The sequence below is a fragment of the Conexibacter stalactiti genome (assembly GCF_033542075.1).
GTDB lineage: Bacteria > Actinomycetota > Thermoleophilia > Solirubrobacterales > Solirubrobacteraceae > Conexibacter > Conexibacter stalactiti.
Genome location: NZ_JAWSTH010000008.1, coordinates 31,505 through 46,612, shown reverse-complemented (window position 1 = coordinate 46,612; position 15,108 = coordinate 31,505). Strand labels below are relative to the sequence as shown.

The 15,108-nt window shown below is 74.9% G+C and carries 15 protein-coding genes; 10 read left to right on the top strand and 5 right to left on the bottom strand.

The features are described from left to right. Window positions 1-66: 66 nt before the first annotated feature. The 5 genes from R7226_RS05255 (at window position 67) to hemW (ending at window position 6,514) form a co-directional block, all read left to right on the top strand. Window positions 67-744, top strand: coding sequence for a FadR/GntR family transcriptional regulator (locus R7226_RS05255; RefSeq protein ID WP_318595987.1), 678 nt, complete (start codon window positions 67-69; stop codon window positions 742-744). Then, window positions 741-2,144, top strand: coding sequence for a CynX/NimT family MFS transporter (locus tag R7226_RS05250; protein WP_318595986.1), 1,404 nt, complete (start codon window positions 741-743; stop codon window positions 2,142-2,144). The genes R7226_RS05255 and R7226_RS05250 overlap by 4 nt, the downstream gene beginning before the upstream one ends. Before the next feature lie 66 nt (window positions 2,145-2,210). Beyond that, a complete protein-coding gene (locus R7226_RS05245; RefSeq protein ID WP_318595985.1) occupies window positions 2,211-2,405 on the top strand; it encodes a hypothetical protein in 195 nt (64 codons plus the stop codon). A 20-nt stretch (window positions 2,406-2,425) separates the two neighbouring features. Next, window positions 2,426-5,248, top strand: coding sequence for a helix-turn-helix transcriptional regulator (locus tag R7226_RS05240; protein WP_318595984.1), 2,823 nt, complete (start codon window positions 2,426-2,428; stop codon window positions 5,246-5,248). 30 nt (window positions 5,249-5,278) lie between these two features. Further along, window positions 5,279-6,514, top strand: coding sequence for a radical SAM family heme chaperone HemW (hemW, locus tag R7226_RS05235; RefSeq protein ID WP_318595983.1), 1,236 nt, complete (start codon window positions 5,279-5,281; stop codon window positions 6,512-6,514). A gap of 6 nt (window positions 6,515-6,520) precedes the next feature. Here the strand turns inward: hemW and R7226_RS05230 are convergent, their stop codons facing one another. Further along, window positions 6,521-7,189, bottom strand: a complete 669-nt coding sequence (locus tag R7226_RS05230) for a helix-turn-helix transcriptional regulator (protein ID WP_318595982.1) — start codon at window positions 7,187-7,189, stop codon at window positions 6,521-6,523. 57 nt (window positions 7,190-7,246) lie between these two features. On the opposite strand from R7226_RS05230, the gene R7226_RS05225 reads away from it, so the two are divergent. Next, window positions 7,247-7,852, top strand: coding sequence for a superoxide dismutase (locus R7226_RS05225; protein WP_318595981.1), 606 nt, complete (start codon window positions 7,247-7,249; stop codon window positions 7,850-7,852). Then, window positions 7,849-8,109: a 4Fe-4S dicluster domain-containing protein gene (locus R7226_RS05220; protein ID WP_318595980.1), complete on the top strand. Its 261-nt coding sequence runs from the start codon at window positions 7,849-7,851 to the stop codon at window positions 8,107-8,109. Before R7226_RS05225 ends, R7226_RS05220 begins: the two co-directional genes overlap by 4 nt. Before the next feature lie 75 nt (window positions 8,110-8,184). Here R7226_RS05220 and R7226_RS05215 read toward each other — a convergent pair whose 3' ends face one another. Beyond that, window positions 8,185-8,745 (bottom strand): RNA polymerase sigma factor, encoded by a 561-nt coding sequence (locus R7226_RS05215; RefSeq protein WP_318595979.1) that lies wholly within the window; start codon window positions 8,743-8,745, stop codon window positions 8,185-8,187. 229 nt (window positions 8,746-8,974) lie between these two features. On the opposite strand from R7226_RS05215, the gene R7226_RS05210 reads away from it, so the two are divergent. Next, window positions 8,975-9,949 (top strand): hypothetical protein, encoded by a 975-nt coding sequence (locus tag R7226_RS05210; protein WP_318595978.1) that lies wholly within the window; start codon window positions 8,975-8,977, stop codon window positions 9,947-9,949. Here the strand turns inward: R7226_RS05210 and R7226_RS05205 are convergent. Next, window positions 9,946-12,126, bottom strand: coding sequence for a bifunctional chorismate-binding protein/class IV aminotransferase (locus R7226_RS05205; RefSeq protein WP_318595977.1), 2,181 nt, complete (start codon window positions 12,124-12,126; stop codon window positions 9,946-9,948). The genes R7226_RS05210 and R7226_RS05205 overlap by 4 nt on opposite strands. Before the next feature lie 86 nt (window positions 12,127-12,212). On the opposite strand from R7226_RS05205, the gene R7226_RS05200 reads away from it, so the two are divergent. Then, window positions 12,213-12,932, top strand: coding sequence for an ABC transporter ATP-binding protein (locus tag R7226_RS05200; RefSeq protein ID WP_318595976.1), 720 nt, complete (start codon window positions 12,213-12,215; stop codon window positions 12,930-12,932). Further along, window positions 12,929-13,702 carry an ABC transporter permease gene (locus R7226_RS05195; protein ID WP_318595975.1) on the top strand — a complete coding sequence of 258 codons (774 nt, stop codon included), beginning with the start codon at window positions 12,929-12,931 and terminating at the stop codon, window positions 13,700-13,702. The genes R7226_RS05200 and R7226_RS05195 overlap by 4 nt, the downstream gene beginning before the upstream one ends. A 24-nt stretch (window positions 13,703-13,726) precedes the next feature. Here R7226_RS05195 and R7226_RS05190 read toward each other — a convergent pair whose 3' ends face one another. After that, window positions 13,727-14,461, bottom strand: coding sequence for a metallophosphoesterase family protein (locus tag R7226_RS05190; protein WP_318595974.1), 735 nt, complete (start codon window positions 14,459-14,461; stop codon window positions 13,727-13,729). 77 nt (window positions 14,462-14,538) lie between these two features. Beyond that, complete coding sequence (locus R7226_RS05185; protein WP_318595973.1) at window positions 14,539-15,027, bottom strand: Dps family protein; 489 nt, start codon at window positions 15,025-15,027, stop codon at window positions 14,539-14,541. Window positions 15,028-15,108: the final 81 nt, after the last annotated feature.

Below are 15,108 nucleotides of genomic sequence, written 5' to 3'. Positions count from 1 at the left end.
CCAAAACTCTCCGGTCCTCGTCGGGCCGCCCCGCGAGGCGGCCTCTTTCTCCGCTACATTCATCCCATGACCGGACGAATCGCACGCGGACCATCGCTCGTTGAGGGCGCGATCGAGGCGCTGCGGGCGGAGATCGTCGGCGGCGCGTGGCCGGTGGGGGAGCGGATCCCGACCGAGCCGGAGCTGGTCGAGGCGTTCGGGATCGGCCGCAACAGCCTGCGCGAGGCGATCCGCGCGCTCGTCCACGCCGGCCTGCTGGAGACGCGCCAGGGCGACGGCACCTACGTGATCGCGACGAGCGACCTCGCCGGCGCCCTGCGCCGCCGCACCAGCCGCGCCGAGCTGCTGGAGGTCTTCGAGCTGCGACGGGCGCTGGAGGTCGAGGCCGCGCGGCTGGCCGCGCAACGCCGCACCGACGCCGACCTCGCGGAGCTGGAGCGGCTGCTGGCCGCGCGCGAGCAGGCGTCGCGCAAGCCCGACCTCGGCGAGTTCGTCGAGCTGGACGTGGCGCTGCACCGCACGATCGTCGCCGCCGCCCACAACTCGATGCTCGCCGAGCTGTACGACGACTTCACGGCAGCGCTGCGCGACGCGATCGCCAGCTCGCTCGACGGCTCGCCGCGCGAGGACCAGGTCCACGTCCACGACGACCTCGTCGCCGCGATCCGCGCCAGTGACGCGGCGGCCGCGCAGGCCGCGACCGCGCGCTTCCTCGACGAGCTGATGGGCGAGCTGCGCGCATGAGCGCCACCGCGAACGGCAGCGGCCGCGCGCGGGCCAGGCGCGACGCGGGCGCGCCCGGCTGGCGCACGACGGCCCTGCTGCTCGCCGGGATCGTGCTCGTCGCCGTCAACCTGCGCTTCGCGCTGACGAGCATCGGCCCGCTGATCGACGACGTGCGCGACGACCTCGGCCTCTCCGGCACGACCGTCGGGCTGCTGACGACCGCGCCGCTGCTGGCGCTCGGGCTCGTCTCACCGCTGGCGCCGCGGCTGGCCGGCCGCTTCGGCGCCGAGCACGTCGTGCTCGGCTGCCTCCTGGCGATCTTCGCCGGCGTCGCCCTGCGGCTGCTGCCGCCGGTCGGGCTGCTGTTCACCGGCACGCTGATCGCCGGCTGCGCGATCGCGATCGGCAACGTGCTCGTGCCGGGGATCGTCAAGCAGCGCTTCGGCGCCAGAGCGGCGCTGATGACCGGCGTCTACTCGGTCGGGCTCAGCGGCGGCGCCGCGCTCGCGGCGGGCCTCGTCGTGCCGATCGAGGGCTGGGTCGGCGGCTCGTGGCGGCTGGCGCTGGCGCTGTGGGCGCTGCCGGCGCTGCTGGCGGCGGTGGTGTGGCTGCCGCAGCTGCGTCAGCGCGAGCGGCGCATCCGCGCCGAGGCGCATGCCGACGTGGCGCGCAGGGCGTCGTCCGATTCGCGCCCGTACAGCGGCACCGTGCCGCCCACCGCCGCGCCGCGGCCCAACCTCTGGCGCGACAGGCGCGCGTGGGCGGTGACGCTCTTCATGGGCCTGCAGTCGCTGATCTTCTACACCGCCGGCGCGTGGCTGCCGGAGATCGTGCGCGCGCAGAGCGGCGTCAGCGACGCGACGGCCGGCGGACTGCTGTCGCTGATGATGGTGCTGGGGATACCGATCGGCTTCGCGACCGCCGCGCTCGCCTCGAGGATCCGCGATCAGCGGCCGCTCGCCGCCGTCGCCGCGACCTTCCCCGCGCTCGGCTGGCTGGGGCTGCTGCTGGCGCCCGGCGGCCCGGTCGTGCTGTGGGTCGTGCTGCTGGGGATCGGCGCCGGCGTCGGCTTCACGCTCGTGCTGACGCTGTTCGTGCTGCGCGCCCGCGACGTGCCGCACACCGCCGCGCTGTCGGGGATGGCGCAGTCGGCCGGCTACACCTTCGCCGCGCTCGGCCCGCTCGCGATCGGCGTGCTGCACGACGCGACCGGCGGCTGGTCGGTCCCGCTCGCCGTGCTCGGCTGCCTCGCGCTGCCGGAGCTGGTCGCGGCGCTGGCGGCGGCGCGGCCGGGGTATGTCGGCGGGGAACCGCGGCCTGCGGCCTTGTTCCCTGGGCGCGAACTCGCGACGGAATGCGAGCCCCCAGGGCGAGGCATTCCGCAGGCTCCTTCGCGGGGCGCCGGTGCAGCTGCGTGACGCGGCTGCCCAAGATGAGGGATCGTCCCTCATGCCGCTGGCGCCCCAGCCCGCGAAGCTGCTGACATGAGCGAATCGCACCCGCTGGTCGTGCGCCTCGAGTTGACGCGCATGACCGATCCGATCGCCGGCACCCTCAGCGGCCCGGACGGCACCGAACGCGCCTTTCGCGGCTGGACCGGCCTCGCGGCCGCGCTCGGCCGGCTGGCGGAGGAGCCCGTTCGTCCAGATCGGCCGGAATCGCACGTGACATCCGGCTGAGAACCGGCATACTCCCCGCGGTGAGCCGCCGCGGGGAGCTGCTGGTCGACCGGGACATCGAGCTTGCGGCGCTCGCGCGGGTCGCCGCGCAGGCGGCCGACGAGCTCGGCGGCCTCGCCGTCGTCGAAGGACCGGCCGGGATCGGCAAGAGCCGCCTGCTGAACGCCCACCGCGCGCAGCTGCGCGAGCGCGGGGTGCGCGTGCTGGTCGCGCGCGGCGGCGAGCTGGAGGCCGACGTGCCGTTCGGCGTCGTGCGGCAGCTGTTCGAGCGCGCGCTGATCGCCGACGGCAACGGGCTGCTGAGCGGCGCCGCCCACGCTGCCGCACCGATCTTCTCCGGCGTCGCCGACGACGGACCCGCTCCGGCCGACCCCGGCCCGCGGATCCTGCACGGCCTCTGGTGGCTGTGCGCGAACCTCGCCGCCGACGGTCCGCTCGTGCTGCACGTCGACGACGCCCACTGGGCCGACGCGCCATCGCTGCGCTTCGTCGACCACCTCTCGCGGCGCCTGGAGGGGACCGGGCTCGCGCTCGTCGTCGCCTGGCGCAGCGAGGACCCGGGCGCCGTCGATCCGCTGCTGTCGCAGCTGGCGGCCGATCCCGCCGCCGCCGTGCTGCGACCTGGCCCGCTCGGCGCCGACGCCGTCGCGCGGCTGGCCGAGGCGAGCTTCGGCGGGCCGTGCGCGCCGGAGTTCGTCGACGCCTGCCACGGCGCCACGCGCGGCAACCCCTTCCTGCTGCACGAGCTGCTCGCCGAGCTGAGCGCCGACGGCGTCACGCCCGACGCCGCGGCGGCGCGCGAGGTCCACGAGCTGGGCGCCTCCGCCGTCGCACGCGCGGTGCTGCTGCGGCTTGGCGCCGTCTCACCGGCGGCGGTCGCGCTCGCGCACGCGATAGCGGTGCTCGGCGGCGAGGCGGAGTCGCGCCGCGCCGCCGCCGTCGCGCGGCTGACGCCGGAGCAGACCGCGACGGCGGTCGACGCGCTCGTCGCGCTGCAGATCGTCGAGCGCGGCCAGCCGCTGCAGTTCGTCCATCCGCTCGTGCGCCGCTCGATCCTCGACGACCTCGCGCCGAGCGAGCTGGCCGAGCTGCACGCCCGCTCGGCGCGCGTGCTCGACGCCGAGGGCGCGACCGCCGAGCGCGTCGCCGGCCACCTGCTCGGAACCGATGGCGCAGGCGACCCGTGGGTCGTCGAGCTGCTGCGCGCCGGCGCCGTCCGCGCTCGCGCGCAGGGCGCGCTCGACGCGGCCGCGAGATGGCTGACGCGCGCGCTCGCCGAGCCGCCGCCGCCGGAGCTGCGCAACGACGTGCTGGTCGAGCTCGGCCTCGTCGAGATGAGCCTCGGCCGCCACGTCGACGGGCGCCGGCACCTGCAGGAGGCGCTCGCGCGCGAGCCCGCGCCGGCGAAGCGCGCGCGCTGCTTCCCCGACCTCGCGTGGGCGACGATGAACCTCGACGGCGTGCCGGCCGCGGTCGCGCTGCTGGAGCAGGAGATCGAGACGGCCGACGCGCTCGACCACGAGACGGCGCTGAAGCTGGAGGCCGACCTCGCCTCGATGGGCGCGATGAGCCCCGAGGTGACGCGCGAGGTCGCGCGCCGGCTCGCCCGCTTCGCGACCGTGCGCGGGACGACGCGCGGCGAGCGGCTCGTGCTCGCCAGCCTCGCCCAGCTCGCCTGGTACCGCAACGCGCCCGCGGAGGAGGTCGCCGACCTCGCGCGGCGGGCGTGGGGCGACGGCGCGCTGCTCGGTGACACCTCGATCGAGGACCTGCCGGCCTACCAGGTCGTCTACGCGCTCGTGATGGCCGACGCGCTGGAGGATGCCGAGGCGGCCGCCGACCGTCTGCTGGCGGCCGGCAGCACGCAGGGCTCGATCATCACCTTCGGCGCCGGGTCGGGGCTGCGCGCGTGGGTCCGCCAGCGGCGCGGCCTGCTCGCCGAGGCGGCCGCCGACGGTGCGCAGGGGCTCGCGGCGCTGCGCGAGCTGGGGCCGCTCGCCCATCAGCAGGCGATGACGTTCGTCGGCGTGCGCGGGACCGTCGAGGCGCTCGTCGCGCGCGGCGAGCTGGAGGCGGCCGACGCGGTGCTGCAGGAGACGGCCTTCGACGGCGACGTCTTCGACCTCGTCCCGCTCAACCGCGTCGTCGGCGCGCGCGGCCTGCTGCGCTTGGCGCAGGGCCGCAGCGACGAAGGGATCGCCGACCTGCGCGAGCTGGGCGCCCGCGACGCCCGCGCCGGCGTCGTCGCGCCCGGTGACCCGTGGCGGACCGCGGTCGCGGGTGCGCTGCGCGCCGCCGGGCAGGTCGAGGAGGCGCGCACGCTGCTGGAGGAGCAGCTGACGCTCGCGCGCGCGGCGAGGCTCGTCTCGGCGGAGGGCGCGGCGCTGCGGGCGCTGGCGCTGACGCACGACGGCGAGCGCCGCGTCGAGTTGCTGGAGCAGGCGGTCGCGCTGCTCTCGCGGGCCCCCTCGCGGCTGGAGGAGGCGGCCGCGCTGACCGACCTCGGCGCCGCGCTGCGCGTCGCCGGTCGCCGCTCGGCGGCGACCGAGCCGCTGACGCGCGCGCTGGAGCTGGCGGCCGGGGTCCCGCCGCTGGCGCGCCGTGCCCACGAGGAGCTGGAGACGGCCGGCGCGAGACCGCGGCGGCTGCGCTTCTCCGGCGCCGAGGACCTGACCGCCGCCGAGCGCCGCGTCGCCGAGCTGGCTGGCGACGGCCGCTCCAACCGCGAGATCGCGCAGGAGCTGTTCGTGACGCCGAAGACGGTCGAGAACCACCTCGGGCGGATCTACATGAAGCTCGGGATCCATTCACGGAGAGAGCTGTCGGCCGCCCTCGTCGGCTGACGACGCGCAGCTCCTGCCATCCTGGAGGCGATGGCCGCCTCGCCCTCAGACGCCCCGCCCGCCCCTGCCGACGGCGCGCTTCCGCAGCACGCCCTCGCCGAGCTGGGGCAGCGGCCGTTCGGGATCTACGTCCACGTGCCGTTCTGCGCCACCCGCTGCGGCTACTGCGACTTCAACACGTACACCGCGGAGGAGCTGCCGGGCGGCGTCAATCGCGGCTCCTACGCCGCCTCGGCGGTCGCGGAGCTGAGACTGGCGCGCGAGGTGCTCGAAGGGGGCGCCTCCGGCCGCCCGCTCCCGCCGGTCCAGACGGTCTTCGTCGGCGGCGGCACGCCGACGCTGCTGGCACCGGAGGACCTCGCCGCGGTCCTCGGCGCGATCGACGACACCTTCGGCCTGGCGCCCGGCGCCGAGGTGACCACGGAGGCGAACCCCGAGAGCGTCTCGCCGGCCGCCTTCGCGACGTTGCGCGCCGCCGGCTTCACGCGCGTCTCGCTGGGGATGCAGAGCGCCGTCCCCGCGGTGCTCGCGACGCTCGACCGCACGCACACGCCCGGCCGTCCGGCGGCGGCCGCCGCCGAGGCGCGCGCCGCCGGCTTCGAGCACGTCAGCCTCGACCTGATCTACGGCACCCCCGGCGAGTCGGACGACGACTGGCGCCGCTCGGTCGACGCCGCGCTCGCCGCCCGGCCGGATCACGTCAGCGCGTACGCGCTGACGGTCGAGCCGGGCACGCGGCTGCACGCGCGCGTGCGCCGCGGCGAGCTGCCGCTGCCCGACGAGGACCAGCTCGCCGACCGCTATGCGATCGCTGACGACGCCTTCAGCGCCGCCGGCCTGGAGTGGTACGAGATCTCCAACTGGGCTGCCGCCGACGGCGATCGCTGCGAGCACAACCTCAACTACTGGCGCGGCGCCGACTGGTGGGGCGTCGGCCCCGGCGCGCACAGCCATGTCGGCGGTGTGCGCTGGTGGAACGTGCTGCACCCGTCGGCGTACGCGACCGCGCTGAGCGAGCGGCGCTCGCCGGCGGCCGGTCGCGAGCTGCTCGACGACGAGACGCGCCGCTTCGAGCGGATCATGCTGGAGACCCGTCTGCGCGAAGGGCTCGACGCCGATCTGCTGCGTCCCGACGGCCTCGCGGCCGCCCGGCGCGCCGTCACCGACGGCCTCGCGCTGCCCGACGCGCTCGCCGCCGGCCGCGTCCGCCTCACGCGGCGGGGGCGGCTGCTGGCGGATGCGCTGGTGCGGGACCTGGTCGACTGAGGCGGCTCAGCCGGCCGCCGCGGCCGCGCGTGGCCGCACTTCATAGACGCACGCGTGCGATCCGGACAGGATGTGCGCGACGCGTCTGACGTCGGCCTCGGGCAGCAGCTCGCGCAGGAAGGCGATCTCGGTCGAGCAGGCGTGGCCGTACCTTCTGGCGACCGCGAGGATCGCGCAGTTGTGCTCGCGCAGCAGGAAGCCCTCGCCGTCCTCGGTCGGCTCGAAGTCGGCGAGGTAGCCGTCTTCGTCGAGCACGCGCGCGATCTCGGCGACGCGCGCGGCGAAGTCGAGCCCGTCCATGCGCGCGCGCACGCGCTCCACGCGCGCCGCGCGCCGCTTCTCGAAGGCGCGCTGCACGACGCCGGGGTCCTCGTCGGCGAGGTGGTCGAGCAGCTCCAGCGTCAGCGTCCCGTACGACTTCGGAAAGAGCGCCTCGGCGGCGGGGCCGAGCTGGTAGCTGCGGCGGGGCCGTCCGGGGCCAGAGCGTTCGTCGGTGTGGACGACGAGGTCGGCCGCCGCGAGCCCCTGGAGATGCTGGCGCACGGCGCTGACGGTGACGCCCAGCTCGAGTGCCAGCTCCTCGGCGCGCGCCTCGCCGCGCTTTCGGAGCGTCACGAGCAGGGCCCTGCGGGTAGGAGGAAGCTCTGCGAGGACTGGTCCGAGGCCCGGTTCCATGTATGTTTGAACAGTAGCGACTGTCTATATCCGCCGCGCACCCACGAAGGAGCCCAGATGGCCTACGAGCTTCCCCCGCTTCCCTACGCGTACGACGCCCTCGAGCCCCACATCGACGAGGCGACGCAGAGATTTCATCACGACAAGCATCACGCGACCTACGTGAGCAGAGCCAACGAGGCGCTCGAGGGCACCGAGTGGGCCGACAAGCCCGTCGAGGAGCTGCTCAAGAACCTCGACAAGCTCCCGGCTGACAAGCTCAACCCGGTCAGAAACAACGCCGGCGGTCACTACAACCACACGCTGTGGTGGGAGTCGCTCTCCCCGAACGGCGGCGGCGCGCCGACTGGCGCGCTCGCCGAGGCGATCGACGCGGCGTTCGGCTCGTTCGACGAGTTCAAGGCGAAGGTCGAGGCCGCCGGTGCGGGCCGCTTCGGCTCCGGCTGGGCGTGGCTCGTCAAGGGCGACGGCGGCCTCGAGGTCCTCTCGACGCCCAACCAGGACACCCCGCTGGCCGACGGCAAGACCCCGCTCTTCGGCATCGACGTGTGGGAGCACGCCTACTACCTGAAGTACCAGAACCTCCGTCCGGCGTACCTCAAGGCCGTCTGGAACGTGGTGGACTGGGACAAGGTCGCCGAGCGCTTCGCTGCGGCCTCATGACCTACGTCATCGCGGAGCCGTGCATCGGGACGAAGGACGTCTCGTGCACGGAGGTCTGCCCCGTCGACTGCATCCACCCGACGCAGGACGAGCCCGGGTTCGACCAGGCGACGATGCTCTTCATCGACCCCGAGGAGTGCATCGACTGCGACGCCTGCGTTGAGGCCTGCCCGGTCGACGCGATCTTCCCGGAGGACCTGCTGCCGGAGCAGTGGGTCGACTACGCGCAGAAGAACGCGGAGTACTTCCAGAACTAGGTGGAATGGTCGGGGTGCGCCGCGTGCGCGCCCCGATCGCGCCTGGCGCGCGCCGCACGCCGCGCCCCGCGCACCTCAGAGCGGCGTGCGCTCCTCCTCTTCCAGCATCACCCGGAGCCGCCTCAGCGCGCTTGCGATGCGGGACTTGACGGTGCCGAGCGGTATGCCCGTGTGGGTGACGATCTGGCTCTGGCTGAAGCCGAGGTGGAAGTGCAGCCGCACGACCTCGGCCTCGACCGGCGACAGACGCGCGAGCAGCCCGTCGACGACCATGCGGTCGACGACGTCGGCCGCCGGCTCGCGCTCGCCGGCGGTGTCGGGCCCGGCGTCGGCGGGGTCGAACGGCTCCGGGATCCTGCGCCGCAGATGGTCGATCGCACGCGAGCGCGCGATCGTCGCCAGCCACGTGCGCAGCGAGGCGCGCGTCGGGTCGTAGGAGTCGCAGCGCAGCCACGCTTCGAGCAGAACCTGCTGGAAGACGTCCTCCGCGGCGTTGCGGTCGCCGAGCGTGTCGGAGATCGCCGCGAGCGTCGGCGGGCCGTACTCGGCGTAGAGCGCGCGCACCGCGTCCGGGTCCCCGCGGCGAAGGCCGTCGGCGATGCGGAGCTCGGTGGTTGACGGGCTGCTTCGGCGCATCACGGCTCGCTCACTGTCGCATGATCGGCGGCCGGCAACGGTATGGCGTCGGTAGGAGTTGGCGCATTGGCCTGGTTAACCACCGAAACCCTTGGGGGACGTATCGGGTTTGACATGCATTCGGCGGTACCCGTAGGTTCCGCTGTCGAGGAGATTCCCCCCATCTATGAAAGGACTCGTCATGAGATCGAGGTACGGTTGGCACGGCCGCCTCGCAGTGGCGACTGCCGTGGCCGCGACGTTCGCCGTCGCCGCTCCGGCCAATGCTGCGGACACCGTTGAGCTTGACGGCGGCACCACCACGCTCAAGCTTGACGGCAAGACGGTCAGAGCGCTCAGAAGCGCCGGCATCACCGTCGCGGCGAACAAGCCCGCGAAGGTCTCTGGCACCACGGCCAGATTCCCGATCAGCGGCGGCGACATCGACCCCGCGAACGCGAAGGGCACGATCGCTCACAAGGGCGGCCTGACGCTCAGAATGGGCAGAACGAAGGTCGCGCTGACCGCGATCACGCTCAACACGGGCAAGAAGACGGTCACCGCCAAGAGCGGCAGCAGAACGATCACGGTCGGCTCGCTGTCCGGCGGCAAGGTCTCGCGCGACGGCTTCGCGACGAGCGTCGCGGGCGTCAAGGTCAAGCTCGGCAAGGCTGCTGCCGGCACGCTCAACAGAGCGTTCGGCGTCAGAACGTTCAAGTCGGGCCTCGCGCTCGGCACGGCGGCCGTCGATCCGACGACCGACGAGATCGCCTTCGACAGAGGCTCCACGACGCTGACGTTCAACGCGCAGACGGCCGGCGGCTTGAGAGCGCTCGGCGTCAACGTCGCCCCGGTCGCCCCGGCGACCGCTGACCCGGCGACCGGCGGCCTGATCTTCCCGGTCACCGGCGGCGTCGTGAACACGACGAACCTGTCCGGCAGAATCACCCACAGCGGTGGCCTGACGCTCGGGACGCTGGCGCTCAGCGATCCGGTCATCACGCTCGGCTCGACGGTGACGCTCGGCGTCAACCTCGGCACGATCGCCGACATCGCGCTCAGCGGCGCGCCGGCGATCGACCCGGCGACGCGGACGGTCAGAGTGGCCGGCGCGGTCAGACTGAACGAGTTCGCCGCTACGGCGCTCAACCAGCTGTTCGGCAGACCGATCTTCGCGCCCGGCGCCGAGATCGCAACCGCTTCGCTGAACGCGACCGCGCGCTAGTCGCGGCTCCGCGACAGCGGATCGCTTTCCGGCCCGCCTGCCCCGTTTCGACGGGGCAGGCGGGCCGTTTCGCGTTCTGGGCCCGAAGCCCCCTGCAGCACGGCGGGAACGGCGCCGGCCGCGGCGCTCGTGAGCAGGATCGCGTCTGCGCGCGCGAGACGGTCGAGCGAGAGCGGCTGCTCGACGGCGCGGCGGACCGCGGCGCCGTTCGGCGCGGTGAGGGCTTCGCCGGCCGCGCGCGCGAGCAGCAGCGCGCGTGTGACGCCCGGGAGGATCCGTCCGTCGGCGGGCGGCGTGAGGAGCGTGTCGCCCTCGACCGCGAGCACGTTGGCCCATGACGCTTCCAGCACCGCGCCGGCGCCGTCGAGCAGCAGCGGCGTCGCGCCGGCGTCGCCGCTCTCCTGCCGCGCCTCGACCGTGAGCTGGTCGAGCAGCTCGCGGTCGAGCCACTTGTGCCCGCCGAGACCGCCCGGCAGCGTGAACGGCACGAGCGTCACGGGAAGCGTGCGGGCGGCCAGCGGAGCGAGCAGCACGTCCGCCTCACCGGCCGCGGTCAGCACGATTCTGAGGCGTGAGGCGGTGGTGGTCGTCTCGGTGGCGGTCGCCGTCGCCGCGGCGACCGCCGCGACGCGAGCCGGGAGGTCGGCCGGAAGCGCGACGCCGTACAGCGTCCGTGCGCTGGCGGAGAGGCGCGCGAGGTGCGCGTCGGCGTGCTCGGCGACGCCGTCGCGGGCCAGGAGCGTCTCGAACAGCCCGCGGCCGGGATCGGGCCGCCGCCGCGGACGGCGCAGGGCGGCTGGCGCGGCGGGGGGCGCGGGTCGCGCGGGCGCGGCGGGGAGCGTGCCGCCGATCGCGGCGATCAGCGGGCGCGCCTTCACATGGCACTCCTCCAGCTCTGCGAGCGGATCGGAGTCGGCGACGATGCCGCCGCCGGCGCCGAGCCAGAGGTGGCCGGCGCGGGCTTCGAAGGTGCGGATCGCGACGTTCAGCTCCAGCCCCGCGAACGGGCTCGCGTAGCCGACGGCGCCGGTGTACAGCTCCCGCGCGGTCCCCTCCAGCGCGTTGATCACGTGTAGCGCCTGGACCTTCGGCGCGCCGGTGACGGAGCCGGGCGGGAACGTCGCGCGCAGCAGCTCGCCGTCGCCGACCGCCGCCCGCAGCGTGCCGCGCACGGGTGAGACGAGATGCCACAGGCCGGGGTGGGCTTGGGCTTCGGGGGCGGAGGCGGCGGCGATCGAGCCGTACTCGCAGACGCGCCCGAGGTCGTTGCGCATCAGGTCGACGATCATCACGTGCTCGGCGTGGTCCTTGGCCGACGCGAGCAGACGCGCTCGCGCCGCGGCCGCCGCGGGCCGCTCGTCGGCGTGCTCGGCGCGCGCGATCGTGCCCTTGATCGGCGCGCTCTCGACCTGCCGGCCGCGCCGTCGCAGGAACAGCTCGGGGGAGAGCGAGGCGATCCCGCCCCACGGTGCCGGGAAGACCCCGCCATAGGCCGGCGCCAGCCGCTCCTGAGCGCGGGCGTAGAGGTCGACGACGTCGCCGCTCGGCCACTCGGCCTCGAAGCGCAGGCAGACGTTCGCCTGGAACAGCTCGCCCGCGGCGATCCGCTCGCGGCAGTCCGCGACGGCGGCGAGGTGCGCGGCGGCGCCGTCACCGGCGATGTGAAAGGCAGGGTGGTTCGCAGGGGGCGCGGGCGCGGCGGCGGCAGTCTCCAACAGCCCGTCGAGCCGGTCGAGCCGCGCGCCGAGCGCGCGCTCGCGGGCGGGCGTCGCGAGCGCCTCGAACCACCAGCGGCCGGCGGCGTCGAGGCGCAGGAGGTGGTCGTAGTAGGCGAGCTGGAACGCCGGCAGCGCGACCGGTCGCGGCGGCGCGGGCGAGAGCTGCTCGACACGCGCTCCGAGGCGGTAGCCGAGCCAGCCGAACCAGCCGCCGCCGACCGCCTCCGGCGGCGCCTCCTCGCGCGCGCCCGGCGCGAGCGAGGGCAGCTCGTCGAGCAGCGCGAAGGGGTCGTCGTCCGGGGCCGCGAGCCGCAGCGGCGCGCAGCCGACGATCGCGCCGCCGCCGGCCCAGCGACCGGTCAACGCGAACGGCCACGGTTCGCCGGCCAGCGCGCGCAGCGCGGCCGTGGGGGAGCAGCTGGCAGACAGCGCCACGCGCATGAGCCGCACAGCGGTCATGGCCTGGAGCATAGGGGCGGTGTCGCGAGCGGGCGTGGTCGACAGCTCGCCGACCTGGGCGCGTCCGCGCGCGCTAGCGTTGCCCGATGGCCAGCGAACGTGACGAGGCGGCGCCGGGGCTGCGGGTGCACGGGCTGTCGGTCGCGCTCGGCGGCCGGCCGGTCCTGCGCGATCTCTCCTTCGACGTGCCGAAGGGCACGGTCACCGTCGTCGTCGCGCCGTCGGGAAGTGGCAAGAGCACGCTGCTGCGCTGCTGCAACCGGCTGCTGCAACCCGACGGTGGAACGGTCCTGCTCGACGGCGCTGACGTCGACGGCATCGAGGCCTGCGCGCTGCGGCGGCGCGTCGGGCTCGTCGGCCAGGTGCCGGTGATGCTGCCGGGGACCGTGCGTGACAACCTCGCGTATGGCCTGACCGAACGGGATGACAGCGGCGATGCGGCGCTGGCGCGCGCGCTCGCGGCCGCCGGACTCGACGCCAGCTTCCTCGACCGTCCAGCGGATGAGCTGTCGGGGGGCGAACGGGCGCGCGTCACGCTCGCCCGCGCGCTCACGCGCGGCCCGGAGCTGCTGCTGCTCGACGAGCCGACCGCCGCGCTCGACGCCGCCGCCGCCGGACACGTCGGCGAGACGCTGCGGCGGCTCGCCGGCGACGGCCTCGGCGTGCTCGCGGCGACGCACGACCTCGGCTTCGCGGCTGCCGTCGCCGACCGCGCGATCACGCTGCGCGATGGCCGCGCCGTCACCGGCACGCCGGAGGAGATCCTCGGTGGGGCTGATGCCGAGCGCGGGGCGGAGAGGCGATGAGTCAGGCCGTCGCTCAGGTCGTCGCGGGCGCCGCGTTCGCGATCGGCGCCGCGCTGCTCGCCTGGCACTACCGGCTCGGGTTGGCACGACCGCTGGTGACGGCGGCCGTGCGGGCCGCCGTGCAGCTCGCCGCCGTCGGAGCCGTCGTCGCGCTCGTCTTCCGCGTCCCGGCGCTGGCGGTCGCGTTCGTCGCGGTGATGGTGGTGACCGCGGCGCTGACGGCCGGCGGACGACTGCGCGGCCTCCCAGGCGCGCGCCGCGCGGCGGCGTTGGCGATCGCGCTGCCGGCGCTGTCCGCGACGGCGATCCTGCTTGCCGTCGGCGCCTTCGACGTGACGCCGCGCGCCGCGATCCCGACCGCCGGCATCCTGATCGGCGGCGCGATGGCCGCCACGACGCTGACCGGCCGCCGGCTGCTGGAAGCGCTCGCGCGCGGCGGTGACGAGCTGGAGGCGCGGCTGGCGCTTGGCGACGCCGCTCGCACCGCGCTCGCGCCGTTCACCCGCCAGGCGATCACGACCGGGCTCGTCCCGGCGATCGACCAGACGCGCAGCGTCGGCCTCGTGACGCTGCCCGGCACCTTCGTCGGCCTGCTGCTCGGCGGCGCCTCGCCCGCTGCCGCCGCGCGGATCCAGCTGACCGTGCTGCTCGCGCTGCTCGCCGTCGAGCTGCTGAGCGCGATCGTCGTCGCCGAGCTGATCACGCGCGCCTGCATCAGACCAGGGGAGCGGATCGTCGTCCCGCCCGCCGCGGTCGCCGCCAGCCGCTGAACCGGCCGGCGCGCGGCCGACCGCCTACCGCGGGTCGATGCGGGACTGCTCGATCCGGCGCGCGACGAGGTCCCCGATCTCGCCGCCGAGCCGCTCGCGCACGGCGGCGGCCGAGGCGCGGTGGTCGTAGGCGACGCGGCGCAGCTCGATCGCGCCGTCGTCGCCGAGCAGCGCGTAGGCGGCGCGCGGGTCGCCGTCGAACGGCATCCCGACGCTGCCCGGGTTCAGCAGCTCCAGCGCGCCCGCGCCGCCCGCGCCTGCGCCGCCGCCCGTGCCCGCGCCGCGCGCGCTCGCGCCGCGGTGAAACTGGACGTGGGTGTGGCCGACGACCAGCCGCGGCTCGCGCAGCTCGGTCAGCAGCGCCGGTTCGCCGGGGCTCGGCGAGGGCGTCAGCCCTGCCATGTCGGAGAGCGGCGAGGCGTGGCAGCAGCGCAGGTCGCCGTCGAGCACGGCCTGCTCAGGCAGTGCCGCGAGCTGCGCCACCAGCGCGGAGCCGAGCTGCTTCGCGCACCAGCGCGCCGCCGGGCGCACCGGCGGCGGCGCCTCCGCGGGCGCGTTGGTCCAGCGCTCGCCGTTGCCGCGGATCCAGGTCGCGCCGCGCAGCGCGCGCAGGCGCTCGACCGTCTCCAGCGGCCACGCTCCGAAGAGCGCGTAGTCGCCGCCGAGCAGCCAGCGCGCGGCGCCGGCCGCGTCCGCGTCGGCGAGGACCGCGTCGAGCGCCGGCAGGTTGCCGTGGACGTCGTAGAGGACGGCGAGCACGGGCCGATCCTAACGCCGCGGTCGAGGCGCGCCGGCGCCGCGCCCGTCCGATGAGCGCGGCGCGGCGAGGGAGGGGGTCAGCCGGCCTGGACGCGGATCATCCAGAGGTTCTCCTCGAGCCCCTGGACGACGCCGTGGAGCAGGTCGGCCGTGACGGTGTCGACGTCCTCCAGCTTGTCCATGCGGTTGCGGATGTCGCCGATCGCGTCGGTCAGCAGGCGCGTGACGGCGGCGATCACGTCCTGGTCGAGCAGCTGCCCCTCGGGCAGTGGGGAGAGGATCGTGCGCGCCGCGACCGTTCTGACCTGGCCGTCCGGCTGATAGCCGAGCGCGACCGCGCGCTCGGCGACCTCGTCGGAGGCGAGTCGCCAGGCGTCGACGAGCTCGTCGAGGAAGAGGTGCAGCGAGCGGAAGTTCGGGCCGACGATGTTCCAGTGGGCCTGCTTGCCCAGCAGCGACAGGTCGATCAGCGTGACGAGCACCGCCTGCAGCTCGGCGCCGATCGCCTCGCGGTCGTTGTGCCGCAGCGTCGGATGATGGTCTTCGCTGATCGTCTGATGCGCCATGGTTCGCTCCTTCTGGACATGGGGGGCTGCCTACGTTGTAGCGGTATGCCCGCATCCACGTCCACCCTCCCGTGAGAACGC